We start from the raw sequence: 16,075 nt of genomic DNA on the forward strand, positions 1-16,075 counted from the left end.
GGTTGTTCGCGCTTAATCCAAAGGGGATCCCTGGTCGTAAAAATCAACATTCCAGCGATCGTCCCGAGACCGAACCCCTGGTTATATATTCCAGCCAGTACCGTCCGTTCCTGTTTTCGCTGAACCGCAAGCCGAAGCACTCCCGTCCATTGCTCCATCTATCTTAGCCCCTCTAGCACCCGTTGCCCTGTTCTTCCCTCCGCTGTACCCGATCCAAGTCCCTATCACCGAACAAGCCAGCGCGATCAATCCCAACGGATAACTGGAAATGACAATAGCTGCCAGAACGATCAGTCCAGTAGCCGCATTCTCGATTAACAAGACTTGAGATATCCCCCTGATAACCGCCAGGACAAATAACTTGGTATGACCATCTGGCTGGGCCTTTCGCTCGGTATTTTGCATGCTGCTCCCTCTATTTCAGTATTAATTGGACTAGTATGTGCTTTGTCATATTTTTACATACTTACTTTGCTTGATTTGAGGCTTCTCTTGCTCAAAACAAAAAAACACCCTTTAGGGTGTCTTTGTCCATATTGCCTATTTACTTCAAGAAGCCCTGCAAATTTTCTTGGTGGTTAATCCTCACGGTATTCCGGTTCATAATCGCTTAGCTTTCCTTCGTAGATCAGCTGCAATCGGTCGCTCTGCCGAAAATCGTCCGGTGTTACGAGCGCCGGCAGCTTGTTCCACAGCTTAATGCCGGATCTGTCTAGAATTTCCGCAACAAATTGCGAGCAGAAATAAGAGTTGCTGAATTCGACAGGTTCCTTTAGCGCGATGCCGACCACGCCCAGAATGTTATATAAATACTTATTGCGGCTGCGGATGAAAATATGCAGGACCCGCTTCATCTTCTCGACTTCACGCTCGGATACCTTGAGCTCATAAAGAACGCACGTCGTATTTGGATACTTGCTGAACGTGCCCGTCTTGATATCCTCCTTCACGAATCCCCCGTTGAGCGGATTATTCGGGCTCTTTCGCCCAAAGCTGTACAGCTCAGACAGCTCCCGGTTGAAGGATATAGATGCATGATTGTATGGGGCTCTCGTATACCCCTTGATCATCCTCGTAAAAAGCGTCCCGGTATTCGTAAGCAAAATAAAAACCGAACGATCATCTGCCATTTACGAAATTCCCCTTATCAAAAATGAGTTGTTCCTTCATAATAACATATGATCGCCCCCTGGTGGGTCTTACGTCATGACAAGGTGGATGGTGAAGGGCAATGAACAGCTCGCTCATAACTTTAACCCTGATTTTTACTGCATTATTAGTCATTCAGGTTATCTATTATGTCCTGAACAAAATACAGCCGGACAAAGATTACGCCGCTATCGGCACCAAAATCAAGACCTGGTGGGGCATGTTCTTTATTTTTTGTCTGGCCACTCTATTTAATCCGGTCGTTTCGCTGCTGTCCCTCATGGTGCTTACCTTCTTCGCGCTGAAGGAGTATTTCTCCATGATCCGCTCCAGAAAAGCCGACCGCAGATTGTATCTTTGGGCTTACTTGTCCATCCCGGTACAGTTTTACTGGATCTACATCGAGTGGTATGGGATGTTCATTATCTTTATCCCGATCTATGTGTTCCTATTCCTGCCGCTCCCGCGGCTGATCAACAAAGGCACGGTCGGCTTCCTGCGCAGTGTCAGCTCCACCCAGTGGGGACTCATGCTGATGGTATTCGGGCTTAGCCACCTCGCCTATTTCCAGTTTGCCACGCCGGAGTATGGCGCAGGGCTTGTATTGTTCCTGGTCGTGCTGACCCAGTTGAATGACGTCGCCCATCATGTGGCATCGCTTTATTTCGGCAAACGCAAAGTCGTTCCGACGGCCAATCCCTACCTGACCTGGGAAGGGTTTGCCTTCGCATTCCTGGTGACGACCGCAGCGGCCTATTTGATCCACCCCTACCTGACGCCACTCGGTCCTGTGTTCGGAGTGTTCTCCGGCATGCTGATCAGCTTGAGCGGGTTCTTCGGCAGCTTGACGGTTTCGGTGCTGAAGCGGGATTTGCTCATCGGCGACGACAACAAGTTCGATGCGCTTAAAGAAAGCTACCTCAGCCGGGTTGATAGTCTGGCTTATACTTCACCGGTTATTTTCCACGTTATTCGTTACTTTTTTGATTTCATGTAGCCTGTTGAATGTACAATCTTACTTTGAATGCCAAGGAGTTGCTTACTGTGGAATTCTATATCGTTGATGTATTTGCAGAACAAAAATATCAAGGCAACCCGCTCGCCGTGCTGCTGCCGGACCGGGAACTGACCACGGAAGAGATGCAGCAGATCGCCAAAGAGATCAACTTCTCGGAAACGACCTTCATCATGTCGGGCAAACAGAGGGACGGGGGATACCCTGTGCGCATTTTTACCCCGGATGTGGAAATACCCTTTGCGGGACATCCTTCGCTTGGAACGGCCTTTGTCATTCATCACCGGCTTGATCCGGATAAGAGCAGGCATATTCTCCTGAATCTTGGCGTGGGCCAAATTCCCGTCTCCTTTGCCGAAGGATCAGACAACGAGTTATGGATGAAGCAGCAGCAGCCTGTATTCGGGGAGGCTATCGTTCCTTCCGTGATCGCAGAGATACTCCAAATTTCTGTCGAGGACATCCAGACCGCCTACCCCATCCACGTATCCTCAACAGGGCTTCCATCCGTCATTGTCCCTTTAGAGACCCTGGATGCTGTGCGAAAATGCGAGGTTGACCCTAGGAAGTATAAAGCCTTCCTCGAAAATATAGCGGATGCGAATCTCCTCGTGTTCTCCGAGGAGACCCTTCATGAGCAAAATGATTTGCATGTGCGGGTATTCGTCAATGACACGGGGTATTATGAAGATCCCGCTACCGGCAGTGCCAATGGGAATCTGGCAGGTTACCTGTTAAAGCACAAATGTTTGCAAAAGAGCGAAATTCAGCTTCGTATCGAGCAAGGGTACGCCGCTGGGCGTCCTTCCCTCCTGCACATAGATGCCTCTAAGAATGGTGATGCTTACGACATCAATATCGGCGGGCGGGTATTCTTTGTCGCCAAAGGCGAATGGCTGTAGCACCTCCGCCACGAAGTGCGGATATTGCAGGAGATTGGGGGGCCATGATCAAGCAAGGAAGGTGATCCCGTGACCGAAGAAATTTATCCATCCGATAAGCAGCTGGCAGCAAGCGCAGTTGAAGGTGATTTTGAAGCGTTCCGGGCGATCGTGGGCCGCTATTCCAAAGTCCTTCTATCTGTGGCCTACAGCATATTGGGAGATTGCCACGAAGCCCAGGATGCCGTTCAAGAAACCTTTGTGAAATGCTATCAAAACTTACATAATTTAAAAGACCCCGCAACCGCATAATGAAATGAGCTGCTAGCAAAATTATTGACCTCCAAACAGAAGGACAGTCCTCTACCTGATCGTGTAAGGGACTGTCTTTATTCTGTTTGTAACTATTCCAAATTAGCATGATTCCCGTACATCGTGCGGCCGCTAAGCTCCTGCTTGTCCATCAGCGCCAAAATAACGGCATCGCATGCCAGCAGCAGCAGCTGTTCAAATAATGAACCCATCGGCTGAACCGTTACTGTTGCTGGTGCATTGGTTTCTGCATTGTCGGCTTGATCCTTCGGCGCCCCAGGCAGCTTCACCATGAAGTCTGCCAGTCGGCCAAGGGTTGAATCTGGAGAGAGCGTCAGCGCTCCTACCGCAGCTTCTAGGCTCCGCGCCTTTTCTGCCATAGGCACGAGCGATCGCGTCTCACCCGAGCCTGAACCGATCAAGAGCAGATCGTCTTTACCCAAGCTCCGGGTAACCGTCTCTCCCACGACATACACCTCTAATCCAAGGTGCATCAGCCGCATGGCGAAGGCCCGCATCATCAGCCCAGAACGGCCTGCCCCGGCTACAAAAATGCGTCCCGCCGATAGAATAGCTGCGGCCAACTGGTCCAGCTGCTCTACAGCGATTTCATTCGCAGCTTGTTCCAATTCGGACATGATCGCGGCCAGATGACGATGGCTACTAACATTGCTGACCATATTCACCACTAACCCTGCTTAATCAATTTCTGCATCTCGGCGGCTGCGGCAGCTATGTCGGCTTGTCCAGTAATTCCTCCGCCTACAATGACCAAGTCAGGCTTAACGGCGATGACTTCTGGCAATGTGTCCAGCTTAATGCCGCCAGCAACGGCGACCTTGGCGTTCTACGGACTTGATCGTGCGAAGATCCTCGAAGGAGTTCTGTCCTTCCGCTTGAAGGTCGTACCCCGTGTGGACGCAAATATAATCTACGCCGAAGGCATCAATTTGCGCGGTCCGCTCCGCCAGATTCTTCACAGCGATCATGTCGACCAGGATTTGCTTGCCCTGCTTCTTCGCTTCCGCAACCGCTCCCTGGATACTCGCATCCTCGGCAACGCCCAGAATCGTTACGATATCTGCTCCCGCCTCAGCAGCCTTCATCACTTCATAACCTGCCGCATCCATGATCTTCAAATCCGCAAGCACAGTAACGTTAGGAAAAGCCTCTTTCAACGCCTTTACCGCATGCAGGCCTTCATTGATAATGATCGGGGTTCCGATCTCCACTATATCCACATACTGCTCCACTTGCTTGACGACTTCGATGGCCCCTGAAATACCGACCAGGTCCAAGGCTAGTTGTAATTTCATTTATGATTGCTCCTTTAAGGGTAAGTTTTAATACGGCACCCCTTATTCTAAGCATTTCACCCATAAATAAAAGTACGCACTTTCATGTAACTAGTACCCATTTGGTAACTATGCCAAGCCCGTCTAGTCCGATTTTCGCAGCTCTTTTTCCTTCTCTAAATGCCTCTCTCCCCAACGAGACATCACATTCAGCAGTTCCTTCACGGTTAACCCGTATTCGGTCAAAGAATACTCGACCTTGGGCGGAACCTGGTCATACACTTTCCGGTTGATGATGGCGTCTTCCTCTAATTCACGCAGCTGCTGCGTCAACATTTTTTGTGTAATTTGCGGCATTTCTCGTCTCAATTCTCCAAAGCGGTGCGTGCCTTCCGTCAGGTGGCATAGAATCACGGGCTTCCATTTCCCGCCGATCACCTTCAAGGTCAGCTCCACCGTTTCTTTAAAATGCTGGTCACCCAAAGCGAGTAACTCCTTTCCTGATGGATCTTAAAAGAGGATACCGCATTGTCATTTAGGAAGTAAAGCCGACCCTCCTACGGCGTTTGACGATTAACTCAGATACTCCCCTATTTTTAATAGGATAGCCGCTCTTTGGTGGATATGCCGTTGCTCTTCTAATTCGTATACATAATGTAGAGTAAGTTGCTATTAATCAACACGGATAGGAGGAGCGATGTAATGGGATCTGAACAGAAGAACAAGGCAAAGCAGCGGGGGGTTTCCATCATTACCTGCACAAAGCGCCACAATTTTATAAACAACCTGTTTCAAAATTACATTCGGCAGCGCCATCCGAAAAAGGAACTCATCATTATTGTAAACAACGATAGTATATCGCTTGAGCCTTATCAGCGTTTAGCCAGGAAAAACCGGGGCATTCAAGTCTACCGTGTGGCGGGCCGCGAATCCCTCGGCGCTTGCCTAAACTATGCATTCAGTAAAACAAAGTACAGCTACATCGCCAAGTTCGATGATGACGACTATTACGCACCTTACTATTTAAAAGACAGCCTGCAGGCCTTGCAAAAGGCAAATGCGGATGTTGTAGGCAAACGTGCCCACTATATGTACTTAAACGGTGCTAAAACTTTGATTCTGCGTTTTCACCAGGATGAGAATAGACCGGTCGCTAAACTTCCCGGCGCTACGCTGTTCATGAAACGGAACGTGTTGAACAAGGTGCGGTTTCCTCATCAGAACGTAGGGGAGGACGATCTTTTCTGCCTCAGGAGCAAAAAGCAGGGGTACAAGGTCTACTCCGCAGGAAGATATAATTTTGTCGCCATACGCCGAAAAAATTCGGCCGGCCATACCTGGATCATCAGCGATAAAAAGCTTCTCTCTCACCATAAAAGAGTCCCCAATGTCCAAAATTTCAAGAAGTTCGTGCAGCGCACGCCAAGGGATGCTCCATAATGGCCAAACTGGATATCTCCAGCCAACCAAGCGCCGTTTCCATCATTACCTGTCGGGACCCCGAAAAATTCGTGAGCCGAGGATAAACTCCGATCTTCTTCTGCGCTAGAGAACGACCACCCCTGCTCCTAAGGGATGGTCGTTTCTTAAGTGAAAGGGAATATCGGATCATCATCGCCCAAGATACTATATAGGGGATCAAATCTGAAGGTAAGGCTCCCACAGCTGCCTCAGTTGGGCCACCCCTTCCTCTATTCGCTGCCCTGCAATGCCTCCAAAGCCGATCAGAAAATATTTCCTCTTCTCACGTTCACAGGCAGCCCGATCCGAATAGAAAGCGGATGCCGATGCCACACGGATGCCGCCATACTTCGCCGCTTGAATCATTTCCTGCTCAGAAGCTTTGGCGACGAGCGCCAAAATCAGGTGAAACCCGGCATGCGGATTAAGGACCTCACCGCAATCGTGAAACTGTCTCTGGAGGGCGTCGGCGAGCTCCTGGTTCTTTTTGCGGTAAAGACTTCTCATTTTACGAACATGCCTCTCGAAATACCCCTGCTTCATTAGCTTCTCCAGCGTGCGCTGATACACCCGGGAAGAGGATTGCTCGAACAGCAGTGTTCTTCTCAATTGCAGATAAGGAGCCAGCAACGATTCAGGAAGCACCATGTAATGGATACACATGTCAGGGGCAAGTATTTGGGAGAACCCCCCTACATAGATCACATTCGCATCAGGCGCCAAGCCTTGGAGCGCAGGTACCGGCTGCCCTATATAGCGAAGCTCTCCGCCGTAATCGTCCTCTATAATATAGCCCTCCTGCTCCTTGGCCCACTTCAGCAGTTCCATTCTTTCGTTAATCGGCATTACCCTGCCCCCGGGAAACTGATGGGAAGGAGCGACGGCCACGATCCGAGCGGATGCCTGCAGCAAACGGGAAATATCTATCCCCTTGTCTGCTTCAGTTGCAGTCAAGACAGCAAAGCCCTCAGCCTGGAACGTACGGGCAATCAGCGGATAGCACGGGTCTTCTACAGCTACAGCCGGGGAGATTCCCTTAAGAAGGATGGCCAGATAATGGAGAAGCAGATGCTGCTCCGCGCCAATGACAATCTGCTCCTTGCGGCACACGACACCGCGAATCCGGAACAGGTAAGCAGCAAGCTCCTCGCGTAATCCAGCCTCGCCTTGCGGATCTCCGTAGAAGAGCAGCTCCTCGTATTCCTCTCGAAGCGTCTGCATCAGGAGCCTCTTCCAATGGGAGACTGGAAAGCTTGCGAAATCGTTTTTAGCCAGATGAAAATCATAGGCATACGTCTCTGTGGTAGTGTGATCCTTCGCAGGAAGTCCGGGTGAGGTATGAGGGTCAGCCATTGTAAACCTTCCATACGAATCGGGCAGAGCGGCAACATAGAACCCTCGTCTGGGGCGGCTCACCATGAATCCTTCCGCTATCAGCTGCTGGTAAGCAGCTTCTACAGGAGTCGTGCTAATGCATAGCTGCTTCGCTTGTTCCCTGATGGAAGGCAGGCGATCGTTGGCCTGAAGCCTTCCTGCTACAATATCCTGCTTGATGGCTTCATAAACGGTCATATAAACCGGTGATTTAGAAAAAGGCGTTGAATCTGTACGGTTTCTCATCTGCCTCTCCTGTCCTCTCAAAAAAATACAATCTGTATATTTTTAAGTATACAAATTGGTGGTAAATTGAGGTAGAGTGAAAACGAAGGAGATATGAATCATGGAACCCGTACGCTTTTTAGAAGGAAAAAAAGTATATTTACGGCCGATCGAGGTATCCGATGCCAATTGGTACTTCACTACGCTGTACCATCACGAGACAAGGAAACTCACTGGGACACAGAAGCACTATACCCAGGATCAAATTGCCCGCTACATCGAAGGAAAAGCCCAGGACAGCTCGTCCGTACTGCTGGTCATTGCCGCCGTTAGTGACGATACTCCCATTGGAGATATTGCGATTCAAGATATAGATACGATCAATCGCAATGCCAACATCCGCATCGCTATCCCTGACAGCAGTAATCAAGGAAAAGGTTACGGTACCGAAGCCCTCCGTCTCATGCTGGATTACGGCTTCGGTATCCTCAACCTTCACCGGATCGAGTTGAACGTGTTCTCTTACAATGAGCGTGCCATGCAGGTCTATGAAAGTGTAGGCTTCAAGAAAGAAGGGGTTCAGCGAGAAGCCTTATTTTACAACCATCAGTATTATGACTCCATTCTCATGAGCATTCTAGAGGATGAATACAGATCCCTATACTGTAAATAAGGATAATTAAGGAGAGCCATTCTACAAGGATTGGAGCTCCTTTTTTATGGGCACACATATTTCACAAAAATGATTGTTAACCAAATCGCCTGTGTATTTTTCTAAAATCGGTTTGTTGTCTAGTTGAAGTCCCATGCTGTGTATGGCTGGAACAATTTCTGCCCATGCTCTTTGAATATCCTCTGCTGTATGTTTGATTCTAAATATCGCATAATCTCCGCCGTCAAGTTTACTTTCGCAGACAAAATCATCCATCTGGTCCTCTTCTGTAATGGTAATACATGCATCATATCTGCATTGCTCAGGAGGCGTGATTTGAGGGTTGTCTTGTGGAATTCCGAATAATACGGCTGATTCAGTGAGTAATCCTTTCTCCCTTGCCCAACTCTTTAGCTCTTCCATGGCCTGAACGTTGGCAGGACCATAAGGGCCAATTTGCCGCACATACGCCAGGCGATAACTAGGGAGAGTCTCGACTCTAACATCCATAGCTTGATCTTCCTTTCTTATGTGTTGTTTTCTACATTTTGGATGCTATCATGGTATAAAATATTATTCATTAGTTTTTTCGAAAATAGATAAAAAGCTGTCCGTTCCCGAAGGAATGGCCAGCTTATTTATTTTCCAAAAGCTCTACGAACTTTGTTGCCGCCGGGGATAATGGCACGCTTTTTATATTGCAAACGCCTATGCTTCTCCTTGGAATTTTCTCTAGCAATTGAACCTCGGTCAGCCATCCCTTCGCTAAATATTCCTGGGAGAACTCTTTCGTCACGCACGCGATTCCAAGATTAATTCTGGCAAACTCCAGCAATAAATCATGCGAGCCCAATTCAAACTCCGGCGCAATTTTGATCCCTTTAGAGATCATGTAGTCTTCCACATATTTTCGGGAATTCGATTTCGGTTCTAGAAATATGAGCGGAAGCTTCACCAATTCATGAAGGCTGACTGGCCGTGATAAAACTTCCGCAAATCTCTCCCCATAAACAAACGTATCCTGGATATCAATGCAATGCCGCACTTCTAATGTGGAATCCTCGATCGGGAGGTTGCAAATGGATATATCCACTTCGCCCGATTTTAGAGTCGAACAAAGTTCTAAAGTCGTACCATTCACAATAGTAAATTTAATATTGGGATATTTATTGTGGAAAGCTTCCAAGTAGGGGAGCAAAAAATATCTGGAGATCGTATCCCCTACGCCGATTTTCAATTCCCCAGCCGTCAGGTTCTGAAACTCCAATATCTTCTCTTCACCTGTTTGCAGCAGATTCATGGCCGAATTTACGTATTCAAACAGAAGGCTGCCCTCATTGGTCAATGATGCCCCTTTGGGCGTTCGATTAAAAAGCCGCGTGTTCAAATCCTTCTCCAATTGCATGATCGCCTGGCTAACCGCCGGCTGCGTCATATACAGTTCTTTGGCTGCTTTGGAAAAGCTATTGCATTTCGCGACCTTGCTAAAAATTTTGTAGAGATCCAGCTTGCTTATCACATAAACACCTCTTATACCCTCTATTCGATATATTAATTTAACTTATACCACTAGACTGATGTATATTACAAGTAGATGGTTAGATAATGTAAAACAGACTTTATCATCCTAAGGAGCTGAATGTAATTTGGAAAGAGTCGTTGGAACTGTTGCTAGAGGCCTTCGTTGCCCGATTATCAAACGAGGGGATCACATAGAGGATATCGTGGTAGACAGCGTGTTAAAGGCTGCCGAAGTTGAAGGCTTTCAAATCCGGGATCAAGATATTGTGTCCATTACGGAGTCCATCGTCGCCCGTGCCCAGGGCAATTATGCGACAGTGGATCATATCGCCAAAGATGTTCATGCTAAGTTCGGTGACGAAACGGTTGGCGTGATCTTCCCGATTCTAAGCCGCAATCGGTTTGCCGTCTGCCTTCGCGGTATTGCCAAAGGCGTTAAAAAGATCGTATTAATGCTGAGCTATCCCTCCGATGAGGTGGGCAACCACTTGGTCGATCTCGACCTGCTCGATGAAAAGGGCGTTAATCCTTGGACGGATGTACTGACGGAGGCCCAATTCCGCGAGCTCTTTGGCTATAAAAAGCATACGTTTACAGGCATCGATTACATTGATTACTATAAAACATTAGTGGAAGAACAGGGAACGGAATGCGAGGTTATTTTCTCCAATAACCCAAAAACGATCCTCAACTATACCAAACATGTTCTGACTTGCGATATCCATTCCCGTTTCAGAACGGCAAGAATCCTGAAGGCGGGTGGCGGAGAGAAAATCTACAGCCTGGATAACATCCTGGCGGAATCCATTGATCATAGCGGGTATAATGAACATTATGGTCTTCTGGGATCGAATAAGTCTACAGAGGACGAAATCAAGCTTTTCCCGCGCAACTGCCAGCAAACCGTCGATAAAATCCAGCAAATTTTCAAAGAAAAGACAGGTAAAAATGTGGAAGTCATGATTTATGGAGACGGTGCATTCAAAGACCCTGTCGGGAAAATATGGGAGCTGGCGGATCCGGTTGTGTCGCCCGCTTATACGTCTGGACTTGAAGGAACGCCCAATGAAATCAAACTGAAGTATCTTGCGGATAATAACTTTGCAGATTTAAGCGGCGACGAGCTTACACAAGCCATTTCCGAGTACATCAGCAATAAAAATGACGATCTCGTGGGATCGATGGAAGCCCAAGGTACTACGCCTAGAAAGCTGACTGACCTTATCGGCTCTTTGTCTGATTTGACTTCGGGAAGCGGAGACAAAGGCACGCCAATCGTCTTTATCCAGGGCTATTTCGATAACTTTACGAAATAAATCATGGCCTAAATTGAAGTTCTAAACCAAAAGAGAGACCACCTTAGCGCAGGTGATCTCTCTTATTTTGTTATGCATGCATTTCGACAGGAAGGTCTTCACTGCCAAGTCCAAGCGACCGCGCTGTTGAAGTATGAATGTCCTGAATAAGCTCTGTGTTTGCTAATAGCGATGTTCCGTAGGAAGGAATCATCTCTTTGATCTTCGGCTCCCAAGCCTCCATATATTGCGGGAAGCACTTGCTGATGACCTCAAGCATGACGGAAACCGCGGTTGAGGCACCCGGAGAAGCGCCAAGCAATGCGGCGATCGAGCCGTCGGCAGCGCTGACTACTTCGGTGCCAAATTGCAGCGTTCCTTTGCCGGCATCCGTATCCTTGATAACCTGTACACGCTGCCCCGCTATTACTAAATCCCAATCCTCGCTTTTAGCGTTCGGGATAAATTCCCGCAGTTCTTCCATGCGTTTTTCTTTGGATAACATCACTTGCTGAATCAGGTATTTTGTCAGTGGAACGTTCTTGATCCCTGCTGCCAGCATCGTTAAGAGATTATTCGGCTTTACGGACGTAATCAAATCGAACATGGAGCCGGATTTTAAGAATTTCGGTGAGAAGCCGGCAAACGGTCCAAACAACAACGATTTTTTATTGTCGATAAATCTTGTATCCAGATGCGGAACGGACATAGGAGGGGCGCCCACCTTAGCCTTGCCGTATACCTTGGCATGATGCTGCTCGACCACATCCGGATCGTTACATACCATAAATAGTCCGCTTACCGGGAACCCTCCGATATGTTTACTTTCCGGAATGCCGGTTTTCTGCAGCAGATGCAGGCTTCCTCCCCCGCCGCCAATAAAGACAAATTTCGCAGCATGGCACTCGACGCTGCCGGTATCGGCATTCCGTACCTTCAGTTCCCACAAGCCGTCGCTAGTACGCTTAATATTGTCTACGCTATGTTTATATTTTATATCAACGCCCTGACTCTTTAAGTGCCCGAACAATATGCGCGTTAAAGCCCCAAAATTGACATCCGTCCCCGACTCGATTCTTGTCGCCGCTATAGGCTCGCTGACTGGACGGTCCTTCATCATTAGCGGAATCCATTCCATCAATTTCTCGGGATCATCGGAGAACTCCATTTCCCGAAACAGAGGATTGGTTGATAGCGCTTTAAAACGCTTCTTCAAAAACGAGACATCCTTCTCCCCTTGCACAAAACTCATATGAGGGATCGGGGCGATAAAGTCCCGCGGATTGCGGATTAGATTGCTGTTTACAAGGTAAGACCAAAACTGCATGGACACTTGAAACTGTTCATTAATTTTGATAGCTTTGCTAATATCTACAGATCCGTCCGATCTCTCGGTGGTGTAGTTAAGCTCGCACAGCGCCGCATGCCCTGTCCCCGCATTATTCCATTCGTTAGAGCTTTCCTCTCCTGCATTGGCAAGCTTCTCAAACACTGTAATTTCCCAGTCCGGTACTAATTCCTTTAGCAGTGTCCCCAAAGTTGCACTCATAATCCCGGCACCAATTAAGATAACATCTGTACTTGTTTGTCTGTTACTCATTTTTACCGTCCTTATACCCTAAGATTTGCAGAAAGGATGTAGGCGCTCCTGCGCAGGCGTTCCGCATGCCAGTGCGGAAACTAGTCACACACCTTTTCTGGATCGATTTTTTACAATTTCTTTACCTGATCCTAGTGTATCAATAATACTGATAGATTAAAATATTTATTTAGTATAAATATGATAATTTTAATCGATAGTTTGCCGTGGATTAGGATCGCCTCGTCCCTGGTGTTTCTATAATATGAAAGATCGATATTAAAGTTTCCTTCAGCCATCCCAATAACGAGTTGATCAGCTGTCGGACATAATCGTCAGGAGCTCCATCGCCCTTAACTGCCAAGGGTTTCTTAACTTGATGATTACTCAATGCGAATCCTCCCTTTCCTGGTGTATTGCTGAATACATTCGGGATGATAAAGAGGTTTTATGAACTCAATATGAACTAAGGCGACCTTCTGGGTCGCCTTAGTTCATATTATTCTATTCGCCTATTTTACTTATGATGTTGTTCTAAAGTCCTTTCAACCAGCCCATGATAGCAGCTACTGATTCCATATACCTCTGCCCTATAAGCACGCCGGTATGCGTGGTATCCCAGAGACTCTTATATTCTGCGCGGAGATGTTCCGCTGTCACCCTGCCCCGGCGGTCGTCATCTTCGCAGCTTACAGCCTTGATAACCAGGCATGGGCAAGAAATGGCGCTGCTGTCTATAGATATGCCCTTTGATTCGGCCGAAAAAGCAAAAGCGTTATATGCCCTGGACGATTCCATCGCCAGGTATTTCCTTTGGAATGCAATGTCCTCTGCCGATTCATCTATGCTGGTATGTTCTTCACGGGCTGGGGCTGGCATTACGATAGCAGCTGTCAAAGGCTCTAAGTGTTCGTAGGGCACTTCTTCGTGAACTTCCTGGCTTATGACGGAATCGATCAGCACCAGCCCGGTAAGCTCAACGGTTTCAGCCAATTTCTGTCCCAGAATTCCCCCCATACTGAATCCGATAAGAATCGGCGCAGCGCAGCACTCCGCGACAACCTCATGGATAACCTCCCTGATATCCTCCAAATAATCCTCAAAAGTAATCTTGGTCATATCCATAAGTCTGCTTTTGTAGTGGCTTCTCAAGTTCATGACATAGCAGGTCCATCCTTCGCGGGTAAAGTGAGGAATGTATTTGCTCCACATCCAGCTGCCTGTAAAGGCACCATGTACAAAAAGCAATGGGGGACTGTTCTTCGCAGCTTTGGAGAGGTTTTCCCCCTCGAATATCTCTAGAAATAAATCGTTCTCTCCGATGTATTTCTCCACATGATCAGGCACTTCTTTTGTAAAATCTCTCATAGTCATCTCCTCCTCGTCTCATTTAATTTGATATCAAACTAATTATTGAAAAAAATTTAGAAGTTGTCGTAAATCCGTTTTAAAATGTGAAGCAGGTCCTCTTTTTCTTTATCGGAAATGTCCAAATAAAACACATCCAACAACTCCTGCGAAATGGATTCAAAGATCGGCTCCAGCTCTCTCCCCTTCTCGGTTAAAGCAACATAAACAACCCTTGTATCCTCTGTGTCCCTTTCCTTTGTCACATATCCAAGCCGGACCAGCTTATCAACCAGCGCCGTAACTGTTGACTTATCTTTATTAATCCTCCTGGAAATGTCCGCCATCGTAAGTCGGGGCGCCCTGAATAAGGCATAGATGATATCGCCATGCGACGTGGCAATACCTTCGATCCCGTACTTCACCATCTCTGATACAATAAACCGGTTAACTTTCTCTCTGATTTTAGAAATTAACGAAATAACGTCTCTGCTTTCCATAATCGTATTATAGTTTGATATCAAATCAATTGCAAGATTTAATCCGCTCGTAGACGCTAGGCCATGCACACTTCCCCCTCAATGAATAACCTGGCTAATAACGTAATAAATGAAACGAGGCTGCCTATGGCAAATTCCTATTCCCAAAGACGAATACGCAAAATTGTCCGCCGTTTTGGCCTGATTCCATTAAGATCAGAGTCAGTTGCGTCCTTTTACCGGAAGAATGCCATCATCCGAGTGCAGACGGAAAGTGGATCCTATGCGATGAAGCCCTTTTATCGAAGTTTATTACTTCGTTCAGGTACAATTGACCAAATAAAAACAACTGCAGATTATATACAATTCTTGATGAACAGCGGCTTCAATAATATGCCAAAATGGCTTAAGAGTAAGGACGGAAGGATATGGATTTTAAACCAAGGGAGGCCCTTCTACGTAACTGCATGGATACATGGAAGGAAATTGGAGACACCAGCAGATTTCGAAAAACTTGGCCGGGCTCTTGCCTCTTTGCATTCCAGCCGTTTCCTTTCCATGAATAGCACCTTTTTTGATCATATCCACTTATGGAAAAACCGGGATCGTCTCTTTCGTAGCCGAATGACAATAGCAAACCAAGCGAATCTATGGACTCATCGATGGTTCAAAAGGTTCGGAGCATCCTGCATCCAATTTTCGGATCGGACTTGGACTGAATTAAAGACCCCGGAGATTGCAAACCTCTTGAAGAAGGAAATGGTCCGTCCCGCACTGATACACAACGATATTACTGCACATAACGTCATTATTTCCAATAACGGCCAGCTTTTTATCATCGATTGGGATCACATGAAGTTAGGCTCTATCTATGTCGACCTAGCGATCACCCTTATGAACACAACTCAGTTTAATCCTGTTTTCATGCATTCGTTGTTAAAAGGGTACGAGGAACTCCGTCCTCTAAACCACGCCGAGCGAAAATTGATTTCTGCCTTGTACCGGTTGCCTCGGGAAGCTTGGCATATTGCCCGGTTCCCTGATCACCCAAGAAGCCGCAACATGCTGGATATTATGGAACAAACATGGCTTCTGCGGTTAAGGGCTATGGATGTATTAGATGAATGGGCAAACTCAGGCCCCAATTAAATGAATTATAACTGAAACTCTAATTGAAAATCTCTTGGGTCATTCTCATATAATTCCTTATTTATTTCTACAGCCTCTTTACAACCAATCGCAAAATAAAATGCAATTGTCTCCTCGGCAGAGCCCGCACAAATATCAGAATCTTGATAATTAATTTCGACTAACTGGCGTTTTCCATTTACTTCTCTCCATGCTCTTTTTATGAATTGCGATGGATTCATATCATTTATTAATTCACACTCTTCGACCACTAACTTCCTATACGTTACATTGAACATCAGTTACCTCCAATTTAGACAAATACTATCTCTAAATAAACAATCAGCGACTTCCATTATTAT

Annotated in this window: 19 protein-coding genes and 1 pseudogene; 7 read left to right on the forward strand and 13 right to left on the reverse strand. The window is 47.0% G+C overall.

Annotated elements, in window-relative coordinates; all coding sequences use genetic code 11:
• Positions 1–81: 81 nt before the first annotated feature.
• Entirely contained in the window at positions 82–321 is a 240-nt protein-coding gene (locus tag QNH46_RS23655) for an urea transporter (RefSeq protein WP_283926295.1), read from the reverse strand.
• Positions 322–578: 257 nt separating this feature from the next.
• Complete coding sequence (locus tag QNH46_RS23660; protein WP_283926296.1) at positions 579–1,130, reverse strand: hypothetical protein; 552 nt, start codon at positions 1,128–1,130, stop codon at positions 579–581.
• A gap of 101 nt (positions 1,131–1,231) precedes the next feature.
• Here QNH46_RS23660 and QNH46_RS23665 point away from each other — a divergent pair, with 101 nt between their 5' ends.
• The 3 genes from QNH46_RS23665 (at position 1,232) to QNH46_RS23675 (ending at position 3,357) form a co-directional block, all read left to right on the forward strand.
• A complete protein-coding gene (locus QNH46_RS23665) occupies positions 1,232–2,146 on the forward strand; it encodes a phosphatidate cytidylyltransferase (RefSeq protein WP_283926297.1) in 915 nt (304 codons plus the stop codon).
• Positions 2,147–2,193: 47 nt separating this feature from the next.
• Positions 2,194–3,066, forward strand: coding sequence for a PhzF family phenazine biosynthesis protein (locus QNH46_RS23670; RefSeq protein ID WP_283926298.1), 873 nt, complete (start codon positions 2,194–2,196; stop codon positions 3,064–3,066).
• A gap of 69 nt (positions 3,067–3,135) precedes the next feature.
• The gene (locus QNH46_RS23675) at positions 3,136–3,357 is read left to right on the forward strand and encodes an RNA polymerase sigma factor (RefSeq protein WP_283926299.1); all 222 of its coding nucleotides are present in this window, start codon (positions 3,136–3,138) and stop codon (positions 3,355–3,357) included.
• Positions 3,358–3,449: 92 nt separating this feature from the next.
• Here QNH46_RS23675 and hxlB read toward each other — a convergent pair whose 3' ends face one another.
• The 3 genes and pseudogenes from hxlB to QNH46_RS23690 all read right to left on the reverse strand — a co-directional run bounded on the left by hxlB (position 3,450) and on the right by QNH46_RS23690 (position 5,135).
• Positions 3,450–4,037: a 6-phospho-3-hexuloisomerase gene (gene hxlB / locus QNH46_RS23680; RefSeq protein ID WP_283926300.1), complete on the reverse strand. Its 588-nt coding sequence runs from the start codon at positions 4,035–4,037 to the stop codon at positions 3,450–3,452.
• 8 nt (positions 4,038–4,045) lie between these two features.
• A pseudogene (hxlA, locus tag QNH46_RS23685) lies at positions 4,046–4,673 on the reverse strand (3-hexulose-6-phosphate synthase).
• 123 nt (positions 4,674–4,796) lie between these two features.
• Positions 4,797–5,135 (reverse strand): winged helix-turn-helix transcriptional regulator, encoded by a 339-nt coding sequence (locus tag QNH46_RS23690; protein ID WP_283926301.1) that lies wholly within the window; start codon positions 5,133–5,135, stop codon positions 4,797–4,799.
• Between the two features lie 219 nt (positions 5,136–5,354).
• Between QNH46_RS23690 and QNH46_RS23695 the strand changes: the two genes are divergently transcribed.
• Positions 5,355–6,092 carry a glycosyltransferase family 2 protein gene (locus tag QNH46_RS23695; protein WP_283926302.1) on the forward strand — a complete coding sequence of 246 codons (738 nt, stop codon included), beginning with the start codon at positions 5,355–5,357 and terminating at the stop codon, positions 6,090–6,092.
• A 198-nt stretch (positions 6,093–6,290) separates the two neighbouring features.
• Here the strand turns inward: QNH46_RS23695 and pdxR are convergent, their stop codons facing one another.
• Positions 6,291–7,733, reverse strand: a complete 1,443-nt coding sequence (gene pdxR, locus QNH46_RS23700; protein ID WP_283926303.1) for a MocR-like pyridoxine biosynthesis transcription factor PdxR — start codon at positions 7,731–7,733, stop codon at positions 6,291–6,293.
• A gap of 100 nt (positions 7,734–7,833) precedes the next feature.
• On the opposite strand from pdxR, the gene QNH46_RS23705 reads away from it, so the two are divergent.
• Complete coding sequence (locus tag QNH46_RS23705) at positions 7,834–8,385, forward strand: GNAT family N-acetyltransferase (protein WP_283926304.1); 552 nt, start codon at positions 7,834–7,836, stop codon at positions 8,383–8,385.
• A gap of 21 nt (positions 8,386–8,406) precedes the next feature.
• Here the strand turns inward: QNH46_RS23705 and QNH46_RS23710 are convergent, their stop codons facing one another.
• A complete protein-coding gene (locus tag QNH46_RS23710; protein WP_283926305.1) occupies positions 8,407–8,874 on the reverse strand; it encodes an AraC family transcriptional regulator in 468 nt (155 codons plus the stop codon).
• Between the two features lie 124 nt (positions 8,875–8,998).
• Complete coding sequence (locus tag QNH46_RS23715; protein ID WP_283926306.1) at positions 8,999–9,883, reverse strand: LysR family transcriptional regulator; 885 nt, start codon at positions 9,881–9,883, stop codon at positions 8,999–9,001.
• 127 nt (positions 9,884–10,010) lie between these two features.
• On the opposite strand from QNH46_RS23715, the gene QNH46_RS23720 reads away from it, so the two are divergent.
• Complete coding sequence (locus QNH46_RS23720) at positions 10,011–11,201, forward strand: coenzyme F420-0:L-glutamate ligase (RefSeq protein WP_283926307.1); 1,191 nt, start codon at positions 10,011–10,013, stop codon at positions 11,199–11,201.
• Between the two features lie 70 nt (positions 11,202–11,271).
• Here the strand turns inward: QNH46_RS23720 and QNH46_RS23725 are convergent, their stop codons facing one another.
• The 4 genes from QNH46_RS23725 to QNH46_RS23740 all read right to left on the reverse strand — a co-directional run bounded on the left by QNH46_RS23725 (position 11,272) and on the right by QNH46_RS23740 (position 14,606).
• Positions 11,272–12,780 carry a malate:quinone oxidoreductase gene (locus QNH46_RS23725; RefSeq protein WP_283926308.1) on the reverse strand — a complete coding sequence of 503 codons (1,509 nt, stop codon included), beginning with the start codon at positions 12,778–12,780 and terminating at the stop codon, positions 11,272–11,274.
• A gap of 211 nt (positions 12,781–12,991) precedes the next feature.
• Positions 12,992–13,150, reverse strand: coding sequence for a hypothetical protein (locus QNH46_RS23730; RefSeq protein WP_283926309.1), 159 nt, complete (start codon positions 13,148–13,150; stop codon positions 12,992–12,994).
• 143 nt (positions 13,151–13,293) lie between these two features.
• Positions 13,294–14,127: an alpha/beta hydrolase gene (locus tag QNH46_RS23735; protein ID WP_283926310.1), complete on the reverse strand. Its 834-nt coding sequence runs from the start codon at positions 14,125–14,127 to the stop codon at positions 13,294–13,296.
• Positions 14,128–14,183: 56 nt separating this feature from the next.
• Positions 14,184–14,606 (reverse strand): MarR family winged helix-turn-helix transcriptional regulator, encoded by a 423-nt coding sequence (locus QNH46_RS23740; RefSeq protein ID WP_283926312.1) that lies wholly within the window; start codon positions 14,604–14,606, stop codon positions 14,184–14,186.
• A gap of 126 nt (positions 14,607–14,732) precedes the next feature.
• Between QNH46_RS23740 and QNH46_RS23745 the strand changes: the two genes are divergently transcribed.
• A complete protein-coding gene (locus QNH46_RS23745; protein WP_283926313.1) occupies positions 14,733–15,734 on the forward strand; it encodes a phosphotransferase in 1,002 nt (333 codons plus the stop codon).
• A gap of 5 nt (positions 15,735–15,739) precedes the next feature.
• Here QNH46_RS23745 and QNH46_RS23750 read toward each other — a convergent pair whose 3' ends face one another.
• Positions 15,740–16,012: a hypothetical protein gene (locus tag QNH46_RS23750; RefSeq protein WP_283926314.1), complete on the reverse strand. Its 273-nt coding sequence runs from the start codon at positions 16,010–16,012 to the stop codon at positions 15,740–15,742.
• Positions 16,013–16,075 lie beyond the last annotated feature (63 nt).

This window comes from Paenibacillus woosongensis, assembly GCF_030122845.1.
GTDB classification, from domain to species: Bacteria; Bacillota; Bacilli; order Paenibacillales; family Paenibacillaceae; genus Fontibacillus; species Fontibacillus woosongensis_A.

Bases quoted from the DNA above. Each gene is read 5' to 3' on its own strand.
- QNH46_RS23660 (WP_283926296.1), bottom strand. From the start codon at position 1,130: ATGGCAGATGATCGTTCGGTTTTTATTTTGCTTACGAATACCGGGACG.
- QNH46_RS23665 (WP_283926297.1), top strand. From the start codon at position 1,232: ATGAACAGCTCGCTCATAACTTTAACCCTGATTTTTACTGCATTATTA.
- hxlB (WP_283926300.1), bottom strand. From the start codon at position 4,037: ATGGTCAGCAATGTTAGTAGCCATCGTCATCTGGCCGCGATCATGTCC.
- QNH46_RS23695 (WP_283926302.1), top strand. From the start codon at position 5,355: ATGGGATCTGAACAGAAGAACAAGGCAAAGCAGCGGGGGGTTTCCATC.
- pdxR (WP_283926303.1), bottom strand. From the start codon at position 7,733: ATGAGAAACCGTACAGATTCAACGCCTTTTTCTAAATCACCGGTTTAT.
- QNH46_RS23705 (WP_283926304.1), top strand. From the start codon at position 7,834: ATGGAACCCGTACGCTTTTTAGAAGGAAAAAAAGTATATTTACGGCCG.
- QNH46_RS23710 (WP_283926305.1), bottom strand. From the start codon at position 8,874: ATGGATGTTAGAGTCGAGACTCTCCCTAGTTATCGCCTGGCGTATGTG.
- QNH46_RS23725 (WP_283926308.1), bottom strand. From the start codon at position 12,780: ATGAGTAACAGACAAACAAGTACAGATGTTATCTTAATTGGTGCCGGG.
- QNH46_RS23735 (WP_283926310.1), bottom strand. From the start codon at position 14,127: ATGAGAGATTTTACAAAAGAAGTGCCTGATCATGTGGAGAAATACATC.
- QNH46_RS23740 (WP_283926312.1), bottom strand. From the start codon at position 14,606: ATGGAAAGCAGAGACGTTATTTCGTTAATTTCTAAAATCAGAGAGAAA.
- QNH46_RS23745 (WP_283926313.1), top strand. From the start codon at position 14,733: ATGGCAAATTCCTATTCCCAAAGACGAATACGCAAAATTGTCCGCCGT.
- QNH46_RS23750 (WP_283926314.1), bottom strand. From the start codon at position 16,012: ATGTTCAATGTAACGTATAGGAAGTTAGTGGTCGAAGAGTGTGAATTA.